This is a genomic window from Mucilaginibacter sp. 5C4 (assembly GCF_034345625.1).
In the GTDB taxonomy this organism is placed as follows: domain Bacteria; phylum Bacteroidota; class Bacteroidia; order Sphingobacteriales; family Sphingobacteriaceae; genus Mucilaginibacter; species Mucilaginibacter aurantiaciroseus.
Genome location: NZ_CP133775.1, coordinates 355,495 through 376,628, shown reverse-complemented (window position 1 = coordinate 376,628; position 21,134 = coordinate 355,495). Strand labels below are relative to the sequence as shown.

The 21,134-nt window shown below is 41.3% G+C and carries 19 protein-coding genes and 1 tRNA gene; 10 read left to right on the top strand and 10 right to left on the bottom strand.

The genetic code is table 11. From position 1 onward, the window contains the following. Positions 1-89: 89 nt before the first annotated feature. Genes RHM67_RS01700 through RHM67_RS01690 form a run of 3 tightly spaced genes read left to right on the top strand, consistent with a single transcriptional unit; the run spans position 90 to position 3,230 of the window. Positions 90-1,235 (top strand): hypothetical protein, encoded by a 1,146-nt coding sequence (locus RHM67_RS01700; RefSeq protein WP_322230014.1) that lies wholly within the window; start codon positions 90-92, stop codon positions 1,233-1,235. A gap of 3 nt (positions 1,236-1,238) precedes the next feature. Continuing rightward, complete coding sequence (gene ricT / locus RHM67_RS01695; protein WP_322230011.1) at positions 1,239-2,750, top strand: regulatory iron-sulfur-containing complex subunit RicT; 1,512 nt, start codon at positions 1,239-1,241, stop codon at positions 2,748-2,750. Further along, positions 2,751-3,230 (top strand): gliding motility lipoprotein GldH, encoded by a 480-nt coding sequence (locus tag RHM67_RS01690; protein ID WP_322230009.1) that lies wholly within the window; start codon positions 2,751-2,753, stop codon positions 3,228-3,230. Here RHM67_RS01690 and RHM67_RS01685 read toward each other — a convergent pair whose 3' ends face one another. Further along, the gene (locus RHM67_RS01685) at positions 3,231-3,617 is read right to left on the bottom strand and encodes a hypothetical protein (RefSeq protein ID WP_322230006.1); all 387 of its coding nucleotides are present in this window, start codon (positions 3,615-3,617) and stop codon (positions 3,231-3,233) included. Positions 3,618-3,696: 79 nt separating this feature from the next. Here RHM67_RS01685 and RHM67_RS01680 point away from each other — a divergent pair, with 79 nt between their 5' ends. The 3 genes from RHM67_RS01680 (at position 3,697) to RHM67_RS01670 (ending at position 6,744) form a co-directional block, all read left to right on the top strand. After that, positions 3,697-3,945, top strand: a complete 249-nt coding sequence (locus RHM67_RS01680; RefSeq protein ID WP_322230003.1) for a hypothetical protein — start codon at positions 3,697-3,699, stop codon at positions 3,943-3,945. 60 nt (positions 3,946-4,005) lie between these two features. Then, the gene (locus tag RHM67_RS01675; RefSeq protein WP_322230000.1) at positions 4,006-5,307 is read left to right on the top strand and encodes a tetratricopeptide repeat protein; all 1,302 of its coding nucleotides are present in this window, start codon (positions 4,006-4,008) and stop codon (positions 5,305-5,307) included. Positions 5,308-5,379: 72 nt separating this feature from the next. Continuing rightward, entirely contained in the window at positions 5,380-6,744 is a 1,365-nt protein-coding gene (locus RHM67_RS01670) for a DNA recombination protein RmuC (RefSeq protein ID WP_322229997.1), read from the top strand. On the opposite strand, the gene RHM67_RS01665 is transcribed toward RHM67_RS01670, so the two are convergent. Together RHM67_RS01665 and thiL are read right to left on the bottom strand one after the other, a co-directional pair. Beyond that, positions 6,745-7,587, bottom strand: coding sequence for a hypothetical protein (locus tag RHM67_RS01665; RefSeq protein ID WP_322229995.1), 843 nt, complete (start codon positions 7,585-7,587; stop codon positions 6,745-6,747). Position 7,588: 1 nt separating this feature from the next. Next, a complete protein-coding gene (gene thiL, locus RHM67_RS01660; protein WP_322229993.1) occupies positions 7,589-8,629 on the bottom strand; it encodes a thiamine-phosphate kinase in 1,041 nt (346 codons plus the stop codon). Between the two features lie 247 nt (positions 8,630-8,876). On the opposite strand from thiL, the gene RHM67_RS01655 reads away from it, so the two are divergent. Beyond that, positions 8,877-10,319 (top strand): DNA/RNA non-specific endonuclease, encoded by a 1,443-nt coding sequence (locus RHM67_RS01655; RefSeq protein WP_322229991.1) that lies wholly within the window; start codon positions 8,877-8,879, stop codon positions 10,317-10,319. A gap of 122 nt (positions 10,320-10,441) precedes the next feature. Here RHM67_RS01655 and nadA read toward each other — a convergent pair whose 3' ends face one another. Continuing rightward, the gene (gene nadA / locus RHM67_RS01650) at positions 10,442-11,434 is read right to left on the bottom strand and encodes a quinolinate synthase NadA (protein WP_322229989.1); all 993 of its coding nucleotides are present in this window, start codon (positions 11,432-11,434) and stop codon (positions 10,442-10,444) included. Positions 11,435-11,841: 407 nt separating this feature from the next. Here nadA and nadB point away from each other — a divergent pair, with 407 nt between their 5' ends. Then, a complete protein-coding gene (nadB, locus tag RHM67_RS01645) occupies positions 11,842-13,434 on the top strand; it encodes an L-aspartate oxidase (protein WP_322229987.1) in 1,593 nt (530 codons plus the stop codon). Position 13,435: 1 nt separating this feature from the next. Further along, the gene (locus tag RHM67_RS01640) at positions 13,436-13,972 is read left to right on the top strand and encodes a hypothetical protein (protein WP_322229985.1); all 537 of its coding nucleotides are present in this window, start codon (positions 13,436-13,438) and stop codon (positions 13,970-13,972) included. A gap of 8 nt (positions 13,973-13,980) precedes the next feature. Here RHM67_RS01640 and RHM67_RS01635 read toward each other — a convergent pair. After that, positions 13,981-14,053 (bottom strand) — tRNA-Gly (locus RHM67_RS01635). Positions 14,054-14,133: 80 nt separating this feature from the next. Between RHM67_RS01635 and RHM67_RS01630 the strand changes: the two genes are divergently transcribed. Beyond that, a complete protein-coding gene (locus RHM67_RS01630; RefSeq protein ID WP_322229982.1) occupies positions 14,134-14,646 on the top strand; it encodes a gamma carbonic anhydrase family protein in 513 nt (170 codons plus the stop codon). Here the strand turns inward: RHM67_RS01630 and RHM67_RS01625 are convergent. From RHM67_RS01625 to RHM67_RS01605, 5 genes are all read right to left on the bottom strand, one after another. Continuing rightward, the gene (locus RHM67_RS01625) at positions 14,636-16,279 is read right to left on the bottom strand and encodes an Ig-like domain-containing protein (RefSeq protein WP_322229980.1); all 1,644 of its coding nucleotides are present in this window, start codon (positions 16,277-16,279) and stop codon (positions 14,636-14,638) included. The two genes, RHM67_RS01630 and RHM67_RS01625, sit on opposite strands and share 11 nt — an antisense overlap. A 115-nt stretch (positions 16,280-16,394) precedes the next feature. Continuing rightward, complete coding sequence (mnmG, locus tag RHM67_RS01620) at positions 16,395-18,257, bottom strand: tRNA uridine-5-carboxymethylaminomethyl(34) synthesis enzyme MnmG (RefSeq protein ID WP_322232164.1); 1,863 nt, start codon at positions 18,255-18,257, stop codon at positions 16,395-16,397. Positions 18,258-18,295: 38 nt separating this feature from the next. Then, a complete protein-coding gene (locus RHM67_RS01615) occupies positions 18,296-18,541 on the bottom strand; it encodes a CBU_0592 family membrane protein (protein WP_322229978.1) in 246 nt (81 codons plus the stop codon). A gap of 4 nt (positions 18,542-18,545) precedes the next feature. Next, positions 18,546-20,414 carry an ABC-F family ATP-binding cassette domain-containing protein gene (locus RHM67_RS01610; protein WP_322229975.1) on the bottom strand — a complete coding sequence of 623 codons (1,869 nt, stop codon included), beginning with the start codon at positions 20,412-20,414 and terminating at the stop codon, positions 18,546-18,548. Continuing rightward, positions 20,414-21,067 (bottom strand): NAD(P)H-binding protein, encoded by a 654-nt coding sequence (locus RHM67_RS01605; protein WP_322229972.1) that lies wholly within the window; start codon positions 21,065-21,067, stop codon positions 20,414-20,416. The genes RHM67_RS01610 and RHM67_RS01605 overlap by 1 nt, the downstream gene beginning before the upstream one ends. Between the last annotated feature and the right edge of the window lie 67 nt (positions 21,068-21,134).

Below are 21,134 nucleotides of genomic sequence, written 5' to 3'. Positions count from 1 at the left end.
ATGGTACTGTAATTCAAAGATAGCTTAATCTGCCCCCTGTCTAAAATCTCATATCTAAAATCTCACATCTAATTTTTACCTTGCACCAAATGCAGTTTAAGGATATTATAGGGCAAGGGGCAATTAAGCAAAGGCTGATCACTTCGGTAAACGAGAACAGGGTGAGCCATGCGCAGTTGTTTTTAGGCCCCGAAGGTGCGGGTGGTTTGGCATTGGCGGTTGCTTACGCGCAATATTTATCGTGCGAGGATAAGCAGGCCAACGACTCGTGCGGGGTTTGTTCATCATGCCGCAAGTATAAAAAACTGATGCATCCCGATCTGCATTTTTCTTACCCTTTCTTCGCCAAGCATAAAGATGATACCGCGCTTACCTTTATTGAACAATGGCGTGATGCCTTTACGGCTCACCCTTATCTAAGCCTCGATATTTGGCGTGGATACCTGGAGGCTGAGAACAAACAAGCGAATATCAACATTGCCGAGTGCCATCAGATCATCAAAAAATTTAGCTTTAAACCGTTTGAATCAGCTTACAAGATCCTGATCCTTTGGCTGCCCGAATACCTGGATAAAGAAGGTAATGCATTACTAAAAATGATAGAGGAGCCACAGCCAAACACGTTATTCATACTTGTGGCCCAAAACCAGGATCAGATCCTGAACACCATTCTTTCGCGCACGCAACTAATTAAGATCCCTTGTTTAAATTACGAGGATCTTAAAGAGGAGCTAATCAGCAGGCATCATCAAACGGAAACCGCCGCATCGCAAATTGCCTACCTAAGCAATGGCAACATGACCGAGGCTTTGGCCATGCTGCAACACGATACCAAAAGCTACCACGAGCTATTTGTACAATGGCTGCGCTTATGTTTCGGCAATAAAGGGCTGGATATTTTGAGTTTTGTTGACCAAATGGCCAAGATGGGCCGCGAAAACCAAAAGAATTTTTTACGCTACGGCACAAGCTTTATCCGCGAGTGTACGCTACTGCGTGCCGGTGCCGAACGCATTGTAAAACTGCCTGAACAGGAAATGGAAACCGCCAAAAAGATGTCGGCGGTGATCAATAATGCGCAGGCCCAAACCATTATTACCGAGCTGGAAAAGGCTCATTATCATATAGAACGTAATGCTAACCCTAAAATCTTGTTTTTAGACGTATCTTTACAAATTATAAAGACACTAAGTTTTAAAATTACCCCCAAGGGGACTCATTATATACCGAATTAAATTATGGGATGCGGAAGTTGCTCAACAGGCGGCGGTTGTTCGCCTGCAGGCTGCAAAAGTAATGGCTCTTGCCTTACAAATGGTTGCAGCAAATTAGATGTACACGATTGGCTATCACATATGGATATGCCAACTAACTATAAGCCTTACTCAATAATCGAAGTAAAATTCAAGGGTTCGCGTAAGGAGTTTTATCATAATAACGATAACATTTACCTGGAGGCCGGCGACTTGGTTGCCGTTGAAACTACTACGGGTGGTTATGATATTGGCCACGTTTCTATCACCGGCGAACTGGTGCGCATGCAAATGACCAAGCGCCACGTAAAAGAGGCCGACGTTGTTAAAAAGATCTATCGCCGCGCTACCGTTGCTGATGTTGACAAGTGGAAACTTGCCAAGGATATGGAATGGGAAACCATGCATAAATCGCGCACGCTGGCGCTGGAACTAAAGTTATCTATGAAGATAAGCGATGTAGATTACCAGGGCGATAAAACAAAAGCCACTTTTTATTATACAGCCGAAGGCCGCGTAGATTTCAGGGAACTGATCAAAAAAATGGCGGAGAGTTTCCGCATCCGGATCGAGATGCGCCAGATAGGGATGCGCCAGGAAGCAAGCCGCCTTGGCGGTATTGGTTCATGCGGCCGCGAGCTTTGCTGCAGCACCTGGTTAACCGATTTTAAAACCGTTTCTACCTCTGCCGCACGCTATCAAAACCTATCGTTAAACACCCTTAAATTGGCCGGCCAGTGCGGTAAATTAAAATGCTGTTTAAACTACGAGCTGGATACTTATATGGATGCGCTTAAGCACATCCCCGATAATGTGAACGTGCTTAAAACCGAAAAAGGTGACGCACGCCTGCAAAAAACCGACATATTTAAAAAGATAATGTGGTTTAGCTATCCGCGCGAAGAAGCATGGGTACCTATGCCTATTGCCAAGGTAAAAGAAATTCAACAACAGAACCGCGAGGGTATTATCCCTGCCGATTTGGGTGAAATGGTGGAGTTGGAAAACACACCGGCAAAAGCTCTTGATTACGAAAACGTTGTTGGCCAGGATAGCTTAACCCGCCTGGACGACCGCCGCAACCAGAACCGCAATAAGAGTAATAACAACAATAATAATCGTGACCGTAACCGCCGTGGTGGCGAAGGGCGCCGCGATGGCCAGCAAGCCGGAGCCCCGCGCCCGGAAGGTGGAAGCAATCGCCCGCAGGGCAACAGGCCGCAAGGCAACCGCCAGCAGCAACAGCAGGACAGCAACGGGCCCGATGGGCAACCAAGGCCGGAAGGCGGTGGCAATCGCCCGCAGGGCAGCAGACCCGATGGCAACCGCCCCGAAGGGCAACAGGCCGGCGGACAAAACCCTGAAGTTGGTGGCGAAAATCGCCCGCAGGGTAACCGTAATAATAACAGGCGCAACAACAACCGCCCAAGGCCAAATAACCCAAACAACAACCAACCCCGTACCGATAACCCTGGCGACGGCAGTGCAGCAGAATAAATGAATGCTTTAAAATATCTTTTCGGTGTATTAGTTGCCCTTGTGCTTTTTACGGCACAAGGCTGCACCGACCCTAACGCGGTTATTGATCAGAACACGGAGGTAGCCAACCACAACTGGTCCTATGTTAACCGGGTTAAGTTTGATGTTAAGATAGATGATATCAGCGTACCATATAACCTGTACTTTAATGTAAGGGTTAGTGGCAGTTACAAGTACTCCAATATGTTCGCGTTGTTTTTCCAGACATCGCCGGGCAAAAAAACGCATACCACCCGTTACGAGTTTAAACTGGCTACCAAAGATGGCGAATGGCTGGGCAGCGGCAGTGGTAACCTGTATAGTTATCAACTTCCATTACGCACCAATTATAAATTCCCGGCAAAAGGCGTTTACCATTTTGAGGTTGAGCAAAACATGCGCGATAACCCCCTCCACGAGGTTATTGATGCAGGCCTAAGAATAGAGATGGCGCAATAATTATTGTACCTGGTGTTGCACCGTCGCGGTTGAATGTGTTGCAAATTCTTTTGCACTTTCCTGTTCAACAACCGTCCCGTTGTCATAAATTTTGTAGGTGATGTTATTTTCTACATCCGAAGACAACTTCAGGAATATATAGCTATTTGCAGTAGCATCTATAGAAAATTCGAACGAGGTGCCGGTAGCGACCGAAACACTTTTTACAATTAGCGGATCGGCACCCACATTGGCGGCTGTCGAGATCACCGCGGCAAAATCTGCCGTACCCGATGCCGTAATTTTTATGGTATGGGTTTGATTTGCCGGTGTGGCGCTATCTTTTTTAGAACATGCTGTAACTATCAAACAAAGTATAATTCCGCTTATAAAGGTTAATTTTTTCATGTTGGTTTATTTATTATCCTAAAATAATTAAAACAGGTAAATATACTATTTGTAGTTAAAGTACATTAACGGCTTAAATATGAAAAAGTTATTTGTTTATATATTTACAATAGTTGCAATTGCCGTAACCTCGTGTAAGGGGAAAACATCAGCTAATTCAAGCGATACTACCGCTGTCGACTCCGGCCAAACCCACGTAGGCAACCAAAGCCCTGCGGATAGTAATAAACTGCCCACAACGCCTACAGAAACAGGCGGAAAGGATAGCAGTGGTAATGGAAGCGGTAATACTAATGCACCTAAAGACACCTTGAAAAGCAATCCGTAAATCTTATTCGTTCGCGAAGCGGTTTTTTTTCTATTTTGGATGAAATTTAATACCTCCAAAATGCGGAAATTGTTATTCCTGTTTCTTTGTCTACCTATTGCCTGTTTAGCGCAGGATGTAACCGAAAAAGTATCTGCCGAAGATAGTTTGAAAAGCGTTAAGGCGCTCGATTACTTTAATGAGCTGATCCCCAATTATCCCACCAATGCTGAATATTACTTTGAACGTGGACGGGCTAAATTAACCCTTAAAGATTTTAACGGCGCACTGGCAGATCTGAATAAAGCCATAGCATTAAATTACAATAACGAAATGGCCTATGTTGACCGCGGCCGTTTAAAAGACCAATTAAACGATTATAACGGCGCTATTGCCGACTATGACCAGGCTATAATGGTAAAGCCAACCGGAGTTGCTTATTACAACCGCGGCTTAGCAAATTTTAGGTTAAATAATTTTGCCGTCGCTGTTGATGACTATACCAAAGCAATTGCCTTAGATGCTAAAAACGGGAATTTTTATCTGCAGCGGGGATTGGTTAAAAAATCGCTTAATGATATAAAAGGAGCTTTGGCAGATATTGACATGGCCGTAATAGCCAACCCAAAAGATGCGGGCTATTATTATGAGCGGGCTATTGTTAAAACAATGCTTGATGATAATAAAGGTGCCCTGGCAGATTTTAACCAATCGTTTTTATTAAGCCCTCCTAATTATGCCGAAGCATTTTATAACAGGGGAAACACAAAACGCAATGTTGGCGACCCTAAAGGCGCTATAGCCGATTTTGACATGGCTTTGAAATTAAAGCCAACGCTTACGGATGCCATTAGTAACCGCGCCGGTACCAAATACGACCTTAAAGATTATGCAGGTGCAATAGCTGATGCCAATATCGCATTAGCAGCAAACCCAAACGATGCATCGGCCTTGTTAAACAGAGGGCTTGCTTATGAAAGATTAAACCGTAATAAAGAAGCTATCGTTGACCTTACGGCATATCTTACAAAAAACAACACCGATGCCGGGGCATATTTCATCCTCGCGAATACTTATCTTAAACTAACCTCGTATCAAAGCGCAATAGATGGTTACGACAAGACTTTAGCCCTCGATAATAAAAATGCACAGGCCTATTTTAACCGAGCGTTTAGCAAGCGTTATCTAAATGATTTTACAGGCGCTATTGATGACTATACCAAGGCTATAGCGCTTAACCCTAAAAACAGCGAAGCCTATAACAACCGAGGCCTTGTTAAGCACCTTATGAAAAATGATGCGGCCGCCTGTCCCGACTTTAAAAAAGCCGCGCAAATGGGTAATAAGGCTGCTATGGAAAACGCCATAAACATGTGCCACTAAGTAAGTAAATTACTAAGCGTTTTATTTTAATGGTAAAATTACTACATTCGTTTTGCTAATATTTTTATCAAAATGGATGTTGTAGTTTTAAGTGCCTCTATAGTTATATTGCTCATAGCTATCTTTATTTTTTTGAAGCAGCCTGCTTCAAATGGCATTTCTGCGGATGAGTTTTCCATGTTAAAAACAGAAAATAATTCCTTAAAAATTACTGTAGCCCAAGCCCAGCAAAAATCTGCCGGATTATTGTCCGAAAAGGAGAATATCACCAAACTTTTAAAAGATGAGCAGAACCGTTTACTTGATGAACTTTTATACGAGCGCGGTCAACTGGCCCAGGCCAATCAATCATTAGAATCATCCCGGTCATACTTTAAGGCGCAGCAGGAAAAACTTGTCGAGCAAAAAGAGGATATAGAAAACACCCGCAAGCATTTCCAACGCGAATTTGAGAATGTGGCCGAGAAGCTATTGAAGGAAAAATCAAGAGAGTTTACAGACGTAAATAAGCTGAGCATCGATACTATCCTAAACCCGCTTAAAGAAAACATAAAAGCATTTGAGGAAAAGGTAGATAAGGTTTACAACATGGAAGCCGCCGAGCGCAATACACTAAAGGGGGTTATCACCCAATTAATGGATCTGAATAAACTCATCAGTACCGAGGCATCCAACTTAACCAAGGCTTTAAAAGGCGATAACAAAAAGCAAGGCAACTGGGGTGAAGTGATCTTAGAAAAGGTTTTAGAGCGTAGCGGCCTTGTTCGCGACAGAGAATACCGGGTACAAGCCAGCCTGAACCACGCAGATGGCAACAGGTTGCAGCCCGATGTAATAATTGACCTCCCGGATGATAAACATTTAATAATTGATTCTAAGGTCTCGCTGATAGCTTATGAGCGTTTGGTGAATTGCGAAACGGAGGAAGAGCGTAAACTTTATTCAAAAGCGCATATAGAATCCTTACGGAACCATGTACACGGCCTGTCATCCAAAAACTATCATGACCTTTACCAGGTAAACTCGCCCGATTTTGTGTTACTTTTTGTGCCGATAGAGTCATCATTTAGCTTTGCCGTACAACTGGATGCCGACCTTTTTAGCGATGCCTGGGATAAACGGGTAGTAATTGTTAGCCCGAGTACGTTACTGGCCACCCTGCGCACTATTGCCAGCATCTGGAAGCAGGAACGCCAAAACCGTAATGTGCTGGAAATAGCTCGACTAAGCGGAACAATGTATGACAAGTTTGTTGGCTTTATGGCCGATATGGAAAGCATCGGTAAAAACATCAATCAAACACAATCGGTTTACAACAACGCTTTTAATAAACTGGTGGATGGTAATGGCAACTTAACAAAGACGGCTGAAAAGATAAAGGGACTGGGGGCAAAGGCTAATAAGCAACTTGACCAAAAATATATTAGTGATGAATAGTTAGTTTATTTTGGTATCGTATGTAGCTACTATCTTTACTTCGCCATCAACATCTAAATTGGCAATTTCCATACCATAATGAAGAACGATATCGCTATCATAATGCGTTGGAAAACTATCTTTTACTGAAAAAATCATTTTTCCTTTGCCTTCTCCGGTTATTTTTAGAGGTCCTTGAGAAGTGGTCATGTTAAATGAGGCTTTTTGGCTAACATCAAAATAGCCCACATCGCCTTTTATTTCTGTTAATTTATAAGTTATAGTATTTTCAACGGGCACATTGCCTCCCATAATTGGGATATTTAATGGCATATTCTGTGTAAATAAATCTCCAACGACAAGCCCTTTTTCAGGGAACGTTATCTGCTTATTTACACTTTTAAAAATACCGCTTACCACTTGTAACAAGCTATCCTTTTTTGATTTGGCGTCAATTGAATCTACATTTAACCTTCCGGTATTATCAGAATGCCCGTAAATACTTTTATTTATTAGTTCACTTTTAGGTAAAGGTAGTTCTTTGTCACCTATATACTGTTTGTTAACTAAACTGTTATAAGTTATGGTTACGGGAAAAGTTAAACCTTTGTAAGCGCCCGTTTTTATTGAAAACTCCATGCTGGTTGCGCCACCAATAGTCATAGGGTTTTCTGCTCCCTCAGCTTTTAATGTTGCTAAATTTTCAGGTGAGCCTTTAAAATTAAGGACACCGTTATTATTTATTAGAACTGTAGATACATAATTATGATTTGGCAGATACTTGTATTTAAATATAATAGCCCTTTGTGCTTTTAGCTGCACAGTAAAAAAAATAAAAAAAATGATGAGCCCTGTTCTTTTCATACTATGCTTTAAACGCGTTCCAACCTTGCGCTTTTAACTCATGCTGATTACCGGATTTGGTGATCAAACTACATCCCTCATTTGGTTCGGTAATGTAACCGATGATAGAGAAATCCATTTTATGCTTGATCTTATCGTAATCGGCTTGTTTTATGGTGAAAAGCAATTCGTAATCTTCACCACCACTTAAGGCACAAACGGTAGGGTCCAGGCCAAATTCGCGTGCGGTTTCGTAAGTCATTGGATCAATGGGGATCTTCTCCTCGTATAATTTACAGCCTTTATTGCTTTGCTTACAAATATGCAATACCTCTGAGGCTAAACCGTCGGATACATCTATCATCGCCGTTGGCTTAACGCTTAATTCTTTCAATAAGTCGATAATATCTTTACGTGCCTCTGGTTTTAACTGGCGCTCAACGATGTAATCCTTTCCTTCTAAATCGGGTTGAATGTTTGGGTTTTCAATATAAACCAGTTTCTCGCGCTCTAGCAATTGCAGGCCGGTATATGCACCGCCCAAATCGCCGGATACACAGATCAGGTCGCCTTCTTCGGCTGTGTTACGGTATACCACATCTTTTTCATCGGCATAACCAATGGAGGTAATGCTGATCACCAAACCTTGTTTAGATGCTGATGTATCCCCACCAACAATATCCACATTGTAATTACCACAAGCCAGATAAATACCTTCGTACAGTTCTTCAATGGCCTCTAACGGAAATTTGCTGCTCATACCAATAGAAACAGTGATCTGGCTGGCAGTACCGTTCATGGCGTAAATATCGCTCAGGTTTACCTGAACTGCTTTGTAACCTAAATGCTTAAGCGGGGTATAGGCCAAATCAAAATGGATGCCTTCTAAAAGCAGATCGGTAGATATCAGGGTTTTCTTACCTTCAAAATCAAGCACCGCGGCATCATCGCCAACACCTTTAACGGTACTTTTTTGGGTAAGGGTAATATTTTTGGTTAGGTGGCTTATCAGGCCAAACTCCCCAAGGTTTTCTATATTGGTTTTCTCTTCGTTCTCGAACATATTTCTTTTTGATTACACCGATTATTGTTTGATTACACCAATTATAAAGTGATTGCCAAGTATATCTGGGTGAAATCACTTTCCAAAAATCAGTGTAATGCAAAAATACAAAAGCTTAGTACAATTACCTTAAGGTAATTGCTTTATCAACATAGTGTTATATCCATTGTAATATTTATCATACAATAAACTATTTAACATTTGGTTAATACTAAGGCTATATTTTTGCTTTACTAAATATATTTACATGAAAATCAAAAAATTACTTATTTATTCAGCCCTCGTGCTTGCTATTGCAAGTTGTAAAAAAGACAATAACTCAACACAACCTATTACCCCTCCTGTAGTGGTTGTACCCGAAGCACCAAAGCCTTATGCCATTACCGAAGGTTTTGAAACAGGCAGCAAAACTTCTTATGCTGTAGCAGATGTTCAGTTAAATACCGGCTTGTGGAGTTTCAACGACGGTTTAATTGGCAGCCTTGCTGCTGATGTTAAAAACGGTGCAAAATCTGTGCGTTTACGCACTGGTGACCTTACCATGAAATTTGATATTAACGGTGTGGAACAGATCAGCATTAAACACGCCAAATATGGTACTGATGCTACATCTACCTGGCAGTTAATGATATCGGAAGATGGTGGTGCTACGTATACACAGTTAGGCGCTAATATATCAGAAACCAGTACCACTTTAGTTGCCGATTCATTTAAAGTTACTACCACAAAGCCTGTTCGTTTCCGCATCCAAAAAACAGGTACTACCCGCATAAACCTGGATGATATTACTTTTAAAGGTAAAGGCGATGCCGGTATAATTGTTGGCCCACCAGATACCAGCGGCGATGGTGATGGCAGTACCGACCCCGGTACAGGTACGGGAACCCCAACTGCAGAACGCGGCGTTACTGTAGGTGCTGATGCCCCTCCAGACACTGGTGATAACAGTAATATTTTATTAGGTAACCCATCGGGTGCGCAGCCGGCTATTGTTATGGTTGATAATTATTTGATAGACCAGGGCTATTACACAGAATCATATAGCAGCACACGTGGTACACCAAACTGGGTAAGCTGGCATTTAGATGCCACCAATATTACTAACTCAGCACCGCGTGTAAATAATTTTGCAGGTTTTATTGGTTTATCAAATACCTTTTACCATGTAGAAAGCAATAGCTATTCGGGCTCAGGTTTTGACAGGGGCCATAACTGCCCGTCTGCAGACAGGACAAGTTCTGCGGATGCAAATTCTGCTACCTTTTTGATGACCAATATGATACCACAGGCACCAAATAATAACCAGCAAACCTGGGCCAATATGGAAAATTACCTGCGCACGCAGGTTGTTGCCGGTAACGAGGTTTACATTATAATGGGTAATTACGGCACAGGTGGCACGGGATCAAAAGGTACCGTCAACAAAATAAATAACGATCATATTACAGTGCCAAGTAATGTTTGGAAAGTTGCCGTTATTGTACCCACGGGCGATAGCGACTTAAGCCGTGTAACAAGCAATACACGTGTTATAGCAGTTAATACACCAAACATCAATACCACTAACAGCGATTGGAAACAATACCGTGTAACGGTGCGTGATATTGAAAACGCAACAGGTTATAACTTACTCTCAAACCTGCCACAGAGTGTGCAGGACGCGGTTGAGACTAAAAAAGACGTATTATAAGCGTAATTTTTATTATAATCATAATTGCGAGGAACAATAGTAACGTGGCACCCTTCGATAGTCATATCGTATACTTTTCTATCGAAGATTGCCACGCTACGCTCGCAATAACTTTTTTTTATTTATAATCCTAAACTTGCCGAAATCTCCAGCATCCGTTCAATAGGTTTTACAGCCTTTTCAATGATGTGCATAGGCACCTCTATTTCCGGCATTTCATTTTTTAAACACAGGTAAAGCTTTTCCAGTGTATTGCGTTTCATGTGCGGGCAATCGTTGCAGGCACAGGTATTATTTGGTGGCGCCGGGATAAACACTTTGTCAGGATTATCCTTTTGCATCTGGTGTAAAATACCGGCTTCGGTTGCTACAATAAATTCCTTTTCGGGGCTGTTGGTAGCGTACTTTAATATCCCAGTGGTAGATCCTATATAATCTGCCATCTGCAATATAACTTCCTCACATTCAGGATGTGCCAGTATTTTAGCATTCGGATAACGTTCCTTAAGCTTCGTAATTTTCTCACGACTAAAAATCTCGTGTACCATACAGGCACCATTCCAAAGCACCAGGTCACGCCCTGTTTTTTTAGCTACCCATGCACCAAGGTTCCTATCCGGCCCAAAAATTATTTTCTGGTCTTTTGGCAGGCTTTGCACAATCTGCACAGCGTTGCTTGATGTACAAACAATGTCGCTTAATGCTTTCAATTCTGCTGTGCAGTTCACGTAGGTTATCACCAAATGTTCGGGATAATTCTCTTTAAACTTTTTGAACAGGTGAGGCGGGCAGCTGTCGGCCAATGAGCATCCCGCTTTTAGATCCGGTAAAAGTACTTTCTTGTTTGGTGATAATATTTTTGCTGTTTCGGCCATGAAGTGTACACCGGCAAAAACAATAATGTCTGCATCTGTTTTGGCGGCTTGCTGAGATAAGCCCAAGCTGTCGCCAATATAATCGGCAATATCCTGTATATCTCCTTCCTGGTAATAGTGGGCCAGTATAACGGCATTTTTCTCTTTTTTAAGTTTTTCTATTTCGGCGAAAAGGTCAAGCGACGGATCGATGTGTTCGTCTACAAAACCTTTCACTTTTATTTCTTCGAAGATATCCATTCCACAAATCAATTAATAATAACTCTTTTTATATATATAAATAAACCTATTGTTATTAAGGTGTTAGTTATGTGTAAAAGTTGTAATAATATTTACACTAAAAGTTGTTTATCCATTTTTACTAACATTTATAAACATCTTTTCTTTTTTTATAATACTGATATTAAGATGACTATAAGAATAAATAATTATCTTAAAAACTTATTTGTTGATAATTGCTTGCTTAATAAAATGTTAGTTACGTGGTAAAATCGTCTAACAAATTGCTCAAAAGTAAAAGTAAAAAATGTAATTTTCAGACTTATCAACGTTCTGCTTATTTTGTACATTTTTACTTACACAAAGTTAACACGTTTTATACCGCTTATTAACATAAGTGCTAATTTTACATAATACATAAACTAAACATGACCAGAACTGTTGATTTCCTTGTGGTAGGGTCGGGCATAGCCGGATTAAGTTTTGCACTAAAGGCTGCAAAACATGGTAAGGTTCTGATAGTTACAAAAGCTAACGAAGACGAGAGCAATACTAAGTATGCCCAGGGCGGCGTCGCGGTAGTTGTTGATAAAAAAGAAGATTCCTTTGAAAAGCATATAAATGACACACTAATTGCTGGTGACGGCCTTTGCGACCCCGTTGTTGTAGAAGCCGTTGTTAAGGAGGGACCGGACCGTATACGTGAAATTATTGACTACGGAACCAACTTCGATAAGACAAATGAAGGTATTTATGACCTTGCAAAAGAAGGTGGGCACAGCGAATTTAGGGTATTACATTATAAGGATATTACAGGCTTTGAAATAGAACGTTCTTTATTAGAAGAAATCCACCGTGAACCTAATATTGAGATATTAACACACTACTTTGCTGTAGATCTGATAACGCAGCACCATTTGGGCGAGTTTGTAGATAAATCATCAAATAATATTAAGTGTTATGGTATATATGCTTTTAATACCGAGAATAACCAGGTTGAGAAGATAGAATCTAATATAACCATAATGGCATCGGGTGGTGCCGGGCATATATATTCGGTGACCACAAACCCGGTGATTGCTACTGGTGATGGTGTAGCCATGGTTTACCGTGCGAAGGGTAAGGTGCGTAATATGGAGTTTATCCAGTTCCACCCAACGGCTTTATATAACCCGGGTGAGTACCCGTCATTCCTGATATCGGAAGCGGTACGTGGTATGGGTGGTGTGTTAAGACGTACCAATGGTGAGGAATTTATGCAGGAATATGATGAGCGTAAATCATTAGCACCAAGGGATATTGTGGCAAGGGCTATTGATGCCGAAATAAAAAAATCAGGTGAGGACTTTGTTTACCTGGATATCCGCCATAAAAAGAAGAAAGATATTATAGCGCACTTCCCTAATATCTATGCCAAATGTTTAGAGATAGGTATCGATATGACCCGCGATATGATCCCGGTTGCACCGGCCTGCCACTATATGTGTGGTGGTGTATTGGTAGATCACCAGGGAAAATCATCTATAAATAGGTTATACGCTTGCGGAGAATGTTCATCGACAGGTCTGCATGGTGCTAACCGGTTGGCTTCAAACTCCTTATTAGAAGCTTTGGTTTTTGCGCATAGGATATATAAAGATGCTATTGTTGACTTTGCGAGTTTGGAGATACCGACCAATATCCCCGATTGGAATGAGCATGGTGTACAACTTTCCAATGAAGATATACTGGTTACGCACAACATCCGCGAGATGCAAAAACTAATGAACGACTACGTAGGTATTGTCCGTTCCGATTTCCGTTTAGAAAGGGCCATGCGCAGGTTGCGTTTATTATATGAAGAAACAGAGGATTTCTATAAGAAAACCAAGCTATCCGTTAAGCTTTGTGAACTGCGTAATTTGATCCAGGTAAGTTACTTGGTTGTAAAATCTGCCACTGCCAGGCACGAAAGCAGGGGTTTGCATTATACTACCGATTACCCAGAACATCAGGAAGTTTTAGAGGATACGGTATTTTAAGATGGAAAAAAATAAGACTAACTGGATATTATTTGGTGCTTTTGCTCTGTTATTGACGTTGTTTATTATTTGGCAAATAAATGAACAAATGTTCATGATTAACGAAGTTTTTGCTTTAATAATTCTGGCCGTTAGTCCTATATTGAAGCAATACATTTTTCCTAAACTCCAAGTAACATTATTATTTGTATTACTTATTCCACTTTTTGGGTTTTTACAATACTCGTATTCGTTCGCGGAAGCTAATACAACATACACTTACTATTCAGGAAAATTTACTGGTATAAGCCCGGTAGTTTTTATTATTATGGTGATTTACATAATTGTAAATATTTCTGCAATTAAGAATGCATTTCGATTTTTTCGACATGGATCAGATGCTGAACAAACCGAAAAATATGATAAGATGATTCAGTTTTATTATGAGAAATTTAAAGAATGTCCAGATAATGAATTTATAGAAATAAAATCAAGATATGAAGATTATCCTTCAGAAGCTCAGGAGGCAATCCATAAAATTAGTTTGGAACGTAATTGAATTTTAAGAGCGAAAAACGGGATTCGAACCCGCGACCTTCAGTTTGGGAAACTGATGCTCTACCAACTGAGCTATTTTCGCTTGTATTAGCATTCAAACATAAATAAATTTTGAGATAAACTTTAAAAAGCTTTTACCTTTATCCTTTCACCTCCCAAAATATGCCTATTATCCTACCCGTAAACGATAAATCACCCCAGTGGGGAACCGATTGTTTTATTGCCGAAAATGCCACTATTGTTGGTGACGTAGTAATGGGTAATAACTGCTCGGTTTGGTTCAATGCGGTTATCCGTGGGGATGTACATTATATTAAAATTGGCGATAACTCTAATATACAAGATGGCGCTGTCATCCACGCTACTTACCTAAAAGCACCTACTAATATCGGCAATAACGTATCTATTGGCCACAACGCTATTGTGCACGGCTGTACGTTGCATGATCATGTTTTAATAGGAATGGGCGCCATTGTGATGGATGATGTAGTGGTGGAGGAATACGTGATCATAGGGGCAGGTTCTGTAGTATTGGAGCGAACCGTTTGCGAAAGCGGCTACCTGTATGCCGGCAGCCCCGCTAAAAAAATAAAGCCCCTTACCACTGAGCAAAAGGCTTTATTAAATAAGTTACCGCAAAACTATATCATGTATTCCGGCTGGTTTAAGGATTAACCTGTTCTTTAGGGATATCTAACGGTTCTTCAGCCTCCCAATTTGCCCTTAGGGTAATTTCTTTATTGTATAGCCAAATATTCTCGGGCTGTGCTTTAAGCTTAACGTTACCGCTATCCCAACGGCCGTTTTTATTGGTGTCGTACACCACCCTGATTTTATATTTCCCGGTTAGGTAATTCTTATAAACTATCGAACCACTTTTCGATATAGGGTCGGAGTGGATCAAGTTTTTTTGCTCGTCCAATAATTCAATCGCATAACTTTTGCTGCTATCCGGCACGGTAACTTTAAGGGTAAGTTGACTATAATTATCAGGTTTATCGGCCTCAAAGTTTATACCTGTGCGCTTGTTTTTATCGCCATAAATATCTACAACCGCTGCTTCGTTTAATACAAGTTGGTACTTGCCACCCGCACGCCACCTGTTTTTTACGATAATAACACGGGGGTTCTCCGGGTCTGTCTGCACGTTTAAATTAGGCACATTGGCCGAATCTATGGTAATTGAAATCAACCCCGGTTCAATATTTTCAACTGGTAAATTCGCCGTTATCCTAAGGTCCGTGTTGGGCTTCAATTTATTATCCCGGTTAATACCGTATTTGAATGTGAGTACACGTGTAAAGGCTTCTTTACGGCCTTTTAACTGATATATGGTATCAATAGGCTTATTATTATCATAGATGGCCACGCGTAACGAGTCAAAGGCCATGTTGCGCATATATACCAGGGCGGTATCCTTAGTTTTGCTGATGTCTACTATTTTCTGTTCGTCTAATCCCTGAGGGTAAATAATCTTTAAAGACGGGTTAGTTAAACGCTTGTTAAATACAAGAGATAGCACACCATCATTAGTCAGTTTCTTTTCGGAAACCCTAAATTTTTGCGGGATCTGCTGAAACAGGGATAGCCTGATACCCGAGGTGTCCTTATTTAAATTTATTGTCCGGTTAGAAAACGCGATCAACTCTTTGTCATTATCAAAGATCTTGTTTGGGCTTGGTTCTTTTAACGCGTAGATTTTGTACTCGCCATCGTGCAAATTGTTCAGGGAGAAATTACCTGCCGAATCTGTTGTGGCAAAAATGGTAGGTTTCTTTTTACCGAACAAAAGCGAATCCTGTTTAACCGTGAAGATCATTACGGTAGCGTCTTTCTCTTTTTCCTGGGTGATGCTGTTCATCACAAAACCCGACATGCTCAACGAGTCGATATGCGGCCCGGTAGAAAACACGTAGGTGAAGTTGTCCATTACGTTGCCTTCGTTTACATCCTGGATGGCCTTACCAAAGTTGATAACGTAAGTTGTATTTTTTTGGAGCGAGTCTTTAAAATCGATGATCAGGTCGCGCTTGCTTATTTTGTACTCAGGTTGTTTTTCCATTGCAGGGCTAATGGTAATTTCCTGATACTGGTTGTTGAGTTTATAAAACTCGTCAAATTCCAAACGGATCTCTTTTGCCTTAAAATTACGGGTCATATTTTCTGGCGTTGCTTTCAATAATTTGGGAGGAGTAAGGTCGCGCGGGCCTCCCATAGGTTTTTGGATGCTTGCGCAGCCAAAGGCTAACAAAGCGATAAATATGAAGTAGAAGTTTTTACTAAAAATGGCCGGTTTTGGTTTTAACATTGTTTTTATGCCCTATAATCGATTTTTACCTTTTTATGAACTGGGATATTAAAAATCTAAAAAAATGCTTTAAAAAAGATAATTTATAATTATCTGATTTTCAGGTAGTTATATCCTATCGGGATACGTGTACCATTAAAACCGATACATCCGACGGTGACACCCCCGAAATGCGGGATGCCTGGCCTAAAGTGCGTGGTTTTATCCTCATCAGTTTTTCGCGTGCTTCTTTAGAAAGTGAAACCAGTTGATGATAGTCAAACTCGGGATTGATTTCCCGGTCTTCCATTCTTTTCATCCGTTCAACAATTTCCAATTCTTTTATAAAGTAACTCTCATATTTGATTTTTATTTCAGCCTGTTCAATAGTTTCTTTATCATAACCCGATAGCTTATCTGAAAGCGAACTATCTACACGCTTTAGTTCATTAAAACCTATTTGCGGCCGGCTTAACAAATTAAACAGCTTAGCATTTTGGTTGATAGGCGAGGTGCCCGCTTCTTCCAGTAAACTATTTACTTCAGAAGGGTTGATGCTTTTGCTTCTGGTGAAGGCAACTATCTCGTCCGAGTTTTTGATCTTACGGTTAACCTTGTCCAGTCGCTCATCGCTTATTAAACCAAGCTTATGGCCCATTGGGCTTAATCGGATATCAGCGTTATCCTGGCGTAACAATAAGCGATGCTCTGCCCTGGAGGTAAACATACGGTATGGCTCGTCGGTACCTTTGGTTACCAGGTCATCTATTAAAACACCAATGTATGATTCAGATCTTTTCAGGATCAGCTCGTGTTTATCGTTGATTTTTTGATGCGCGTTAATGCCCGCAATAAATCCTTGCGACGCAGCCTCCTCATAACCGGTAGTACCGTTTATCTGGCCGGCAAAATAAAGATTACTGATCTGCTTTGTTTCAAGCGTTAAGGTTAGCTGGGTAGGCGGGAAAAAGTCGTATTCGATAGCATAACCGGGGCGGAACATTTTAGCCGTTTCAAAGCCCGGTATTTGGGTAAGTGCTTTATATTGTACATCCTCTGGTAACGAAGTAGAGAAACCATTTACATATATCTCGCAAGTGTTCCAACCTTCGGGCTCAACAAATATCTGGTGACGGTCTCGCTCTGCAAAGCGGTTAATTTTATCTTCAATGGAAGGGCAGTACCTCGGGCCTAAACCTTTGATACGGCCGGTAAACATAGGCGATCTTTCAAAGCCTTCTTTAAGCGTTTCGTGTACTTTAGTATTAGTATAAGTGATCCAACAGCAGCGCTGGTCTTTAGCCAATTCCACATCGGTGTAAGAGAAGCGGCCGCGCTCTTCGTCGCCCCATTGCTCTTCCATTAACGAATAATTTAAGCTCCGTCCATCGACGCGGGGTGGGGTACCTGTCTTCATTCTTCCGGCATCAAAACCCAGGGTAACCAGTTGCTCTGTTAAACCGGTAGCGGCTTTTTCACCTGTACGGCCACCGCCAAATTTCTTTTCACCAATATGGATAACACCGTTTAAAAACGTGCCATTGGTAAGCACTACGGCATCAGATTCTATTGCTATACCGAGCGATGTTTTTACACCTGCAACAGTATTTCCTTTAATTAAAAGAGAGGTAACAGTATCCTGCCAAAAATCAACGTTGGGGGTTTTTTCTAAAGCAATTCGCCATTCTTCAGCAAACCGCATTCGGTCGCTTTGTGCCCGTGGGCTCCACATAGCGGGGCCCTTACTTAAATTAAGCATCCTAAATTGCAGGGATGTTTTGTCGGTTATAATGCCCGAGTATCCACCCAATGCATCAATTTCACGCACTATTTGCCCTTTAGCCACTCCACCCATAGCGGGGTTGCAACTCATCTGCGCAATAGTCCCCATATTCATGGTGATTAGCAAAACAGAAGAGCCTAAATTGGCAGCGGCAGCAGCAGCTTCACAGCCCGCGTGCCCGGCGCCAACTACTATTACATTATATTTCTTAAACATATAACCTCCATGTTCCACGTGGAACATTATGTAATTTCTTAATTAGATGTTCCACGTGGAACATTAAAAAATGAGTATAAAGCGAATGCCGCCCATATGCCCTCTAATACCACAAAAGGGTAAAAATCGATCATGTATGACGACAGTCCACACATGCCTGCACCTATAAAGTTCATGCCGGTGTATATGCGTGTTTGCGCCGATATCTGCTTAAACATGTTAAGCAAAAACGCAACCAATAAGATGATAACTCCAATAGAAGCAATAATATCTGATGTTTTCATCTTATTACGCTTCTTTTAGTTCGCCTAATTCGATCCAGCGGGCTGTTTTGGCATCCAACTGTTTGTTTAGGTACGTTATCTTATCTGTCAGTTTGGTTAGTTCTTTTGGGTCGATATCGGTTGTGTTTAAAGCATCAGTTGTTTCTTTCAGCTTGTCTTCAATATCTGCTATCTCTTTCTCCAGCCCTTCGTGCTCCTTTTCCTCTTTAAAACTAAGCTTAGTTTTTTTAGGTGCTTCAGCTTGCGTTTGAGCAGGGGCAGGTGTTGTCTTTTTATTCAATTGCTTCGCTTCTTCCAGTTCCAACCGGTAAGATGTATAGTTACCGTTGTAAATAAGCACCTTGCCTTCGCTTTCCATAATAAAAAGTTGGTCGGTTAGTTTATCAAGCAAATACCTATCGTGCGATACCATGATCAATATGCCCGGGAAGTTGGTTAAAAATTCCTCCAATACATTCAAGGTATCAATATCCAGGTCGTTTGTAGGCTCATCCAATATCAAAAAGTTTGGGTTCTTGATCAGGATGCTCATCAAGTGCAGGCGTTTCTTTTCGCCACCACTTAATTTCGAAACCATGCCGTATTGCTTAACAGGAGGGAATAGAAATAAGGTAAGCAAAGCAGAAGCGGAGATAAGCTTGCCATCTGCCATAGTAATAAACTCAGCAACGTTTTTTACAATATCTATAACGCGCTCATCTTCCTTAAAACTTAATCCCGCCTGGTTAAAGTAACCAATCACGGTTGTTTCGCCCTTGATGATCTCGCCAGTATCGGGCTGCAACCCGTCGGTTATTAAATTTAATAGGGTAGACTTGCCGCTACCATTCTTTCCGGCTAAACCAATACGGTCGCCTTTTTTAAAGGTGTAGCTAAAATCTTTAATATAAGTGTTACCATTAAAGCCTTTGCTAATATGGTGCATCTCCATGATCTTGTTACCCTGGCGGGATACCTTAACACTTAACTCAACGTTTTCTTTACCACCGCGGTCTTTAGTCTTAGCTTCCAGGTCGTAAAAGGCATCAATACGTGATTTTGATTTGGTGCCACGTGCCTTGGGTTGCCTGCGCATCCATTCCAGCTCTTTACGTAACAGGTTCGAGTTCTTTTGGAAGGTAGCATCGTCAGAGGCTTCTCTTTCGGCCTTCTTTTCCAGGTAGTAACCATAGTTACCTATATACGGAATGATCTTGCCTCTGTCTATCTCCAGGATCTCGTTACAAACATTATCCAGGAAGTATCTGTCGTGCGTAACCATCAATATGGTTTTGCTGCCTTCGGTCAGTAATTTTTCCAGCCACTCAATAGTATCAATATCAAGGTGATTGGTAGGTTCATCTAAAATATAGATCTCCGGATCCTCAATTAAAAGTTTAGCTAAAGCCAAACGTTTCTTCTGTCCGCCTGATAGCGTGTTAATGTGCTGATTAAGATGATGTATGTCAAGCCTTCCTAAAATGGTCTTGATCTTGTATTCATATTCCCAGGCATCAATTTCGCTCATCTCCTCCATCACTTTATCCATCTCCTTCATGTTCTCGGGGTCGTTTTCCAACAACTCCTCGTAACGGCGGATCAGCTGCTGCTGAATATTATCCGCATGGAATATGTAATCGCTGATGGTAACCGCGTTTTTAAAAAAGGGGTCCTGCTCCAGGTAGCCAACGTTTAGGTCGCGTGCCTGCGCAACTTTGCCTTCGGTTGGTTTTAACGAACCCGAAAGGATTTTTAACAGCGTTGTTTTACCGGCGCCATTAACACCAACAAGCGCGACTCTGCGGCCGCGGTTAATGCCAATCGTAAGGTTTTTAAACAACCAGTTATCATGAAAGGAGTGGCCTAAATTTTCGGCCGAGATATAAGTGCTCACTAATTAGTATGTATTTTATCTGATGTATATATAAAAGTGCCCGTTGCACTCTCTAATGATTTTTTGAACATAACATAGGCAACCGTGCTGCCTTTTATACTCCTGTATTTTTTTAACCCGCCAATAAGCAGCGGGTCTATTATTTTGAAAAGGCCGGTAGCCAAATTTTCTAACCAATGGCTTCTTTCCCGCTCACCCATTAACATGGATGGTTGATAGATGCGCAAGGTTTTTAAACCCAATCGCTGCAATGCATCCTCCAGTTCGCCCTTTAATTTTGTATAAAATACCGGCGAATTTTTGTCAGCCCCAATGGCTGTTACTACATGAAATTGTTCAACGCCATTTTGCTTGGCTAATTGTGCCAGTTGCAAAGGATAGGCATAGTCAATCTTCCGGTATTGTTCCTTATCCGGTGCCTGGCTCTTAGTTGTTCCCAAACAGCTGAATATGGCGTGGCCGGTGATGGTATCCGCAAATTTACCCAGGTCATCAAAATTGATAACCAATTGCACCAGTTTTTTATGCTTTAGGGGTAATTCTTTCCTAACTAAAACTAAAACCTCGCTGTACTCAGCGGCCTCCAGTAATATATTTAATAAATTACTGCCAATTAGGCCGCTTGCGCCCGCTATAATTGCCTTATATGCCATTATGGTAGGTTTTAACGCGCAAATTTACGCATAATTAAATTGTGGAATAAATATTGAGTGTTTAAAC

Bases quoted from the DNA above. Each gene is read 5' to 3' on its own strand.
- ricT (WP_322230011.1), top strand. From the start codon at position 1,239: ATGGGATGCGGAAGTTGCTCAACAGGCGGCGGTTGTTCGCCTGCAGGC.
- nadA (WP_322229989.1), bottom strand. From the start codon at position 11,434: ATGGATATCTTCGAAGAAATAAAAGTGAAAGGTTTTGTAGACGAACAC.
- nadB (WP_322229987.1), top strand. From the start codon at position 11,842: ATGACCAGAACTGTTGATTTCCTTGTGGTAGGGTCGGGCATAGCCGGA.
- RHM67_RS01675 (WP_322230000.1), top strand. From the start codon at position 4,006: ATGCGGAAATTGTTATTCCTGTTTCTTTGTCTACCTATTGCCTGTTTA.
- RHM67_RS01690 (WP_322230009.1), top strand. From the start codon at position 2,751: ATGAATGCTTTAAAATATCTTTTCGGTGTATTAGTTGCCCTTGTGCTT.
- RHM67_RS01640 (WP_322229985.1), top strand. From the start codon at position 13,436: ATGGAAAAAAATAAGACTAACTGGATATTATTTGGTGCTTTTGCTCTG.
- RHM67_RS01615 (WP_322229978.1), bottom strand. From the start codon at position 18,541: ATGAAAACATCAGATATTATTGCTTCTATTGGAGTTATCATCTTATTG.
- RHM67_RS01625 (WP_322229980.1), bottom strand. From the start codon at position 16,279: ATGTTAAAACCAAAACCGGCCATTTTTAGTAAAAACTTCTACTTCATA.
- RHM67_RS01665 (WP_322229995.1), bottom strand. From the start codon at position 7,587: ATGAAAAGAACAGGGCTCATCATTTTTTTTATTTTTTTTACTGTGCAG.
- thiL (WP_322229993.1), bottom strand. From the start codon at position 8,629: ATGTTCGAGAACGAAGAGAAAACCAATATAGAAAACCTTGGGGAGTTT.
- RHM67_RS01630 (WP_322229982.1), top strand. From the start codon at position 14,134: ATGCCTATTATCCTACCCGTAAACGATAAATCACCCCAGTGGGGAACC.
- RHM67_RS01680 (WP_322230003.1), top strand. From the start codon at position 3,697: ATGAAAAAGTTATTTGTTTATATATTTACAATAGTTGCAATTGCCGTA.
- RHM67_RS01605 (WP_322229972.1), bottom strand. From the start codon at position 21,067: ATGGCATATAAGGCAATTATAGCGGGCGCAAGCGGCCTAATTGGCAGT.
- RHM67_RS01670 (WP_322229997.1), top strand. From the start codon at position 5,380: ATGGATGTTGTAGTTTTAAGTGCCTCTATAGTTATATTGCTCATAGCT.
- RHM67_RS01655 (WP_322229991.1), top strand. From the start codon at position 8,877: ATGAAAATCAAAAAATTACTTATTTATTCAGCCCTCGTGCTTGCTATT.
- RHM67_RS01685 (WP_322230006.1), bottom strand. From the start codon at position 3,617: ATGAAAAAATTAACCTTTATAAGCGGAATTATACTTTGTTTGATAGTT.
- mnmG (WP_322232164.1), bottom strand. From the start codon at position 18,257: ATGTTTAAGAAATATAATGTAATAGTAGTTGGCGCCGGGCACGCGGGC.
- RHM67_RS01700 (WP_322230014.1), top strand. From the start codon at position 90: ATGCAGTTTAAGGATATTATAGGGCAAGGGGCAATTAAGCAAAGGCTG.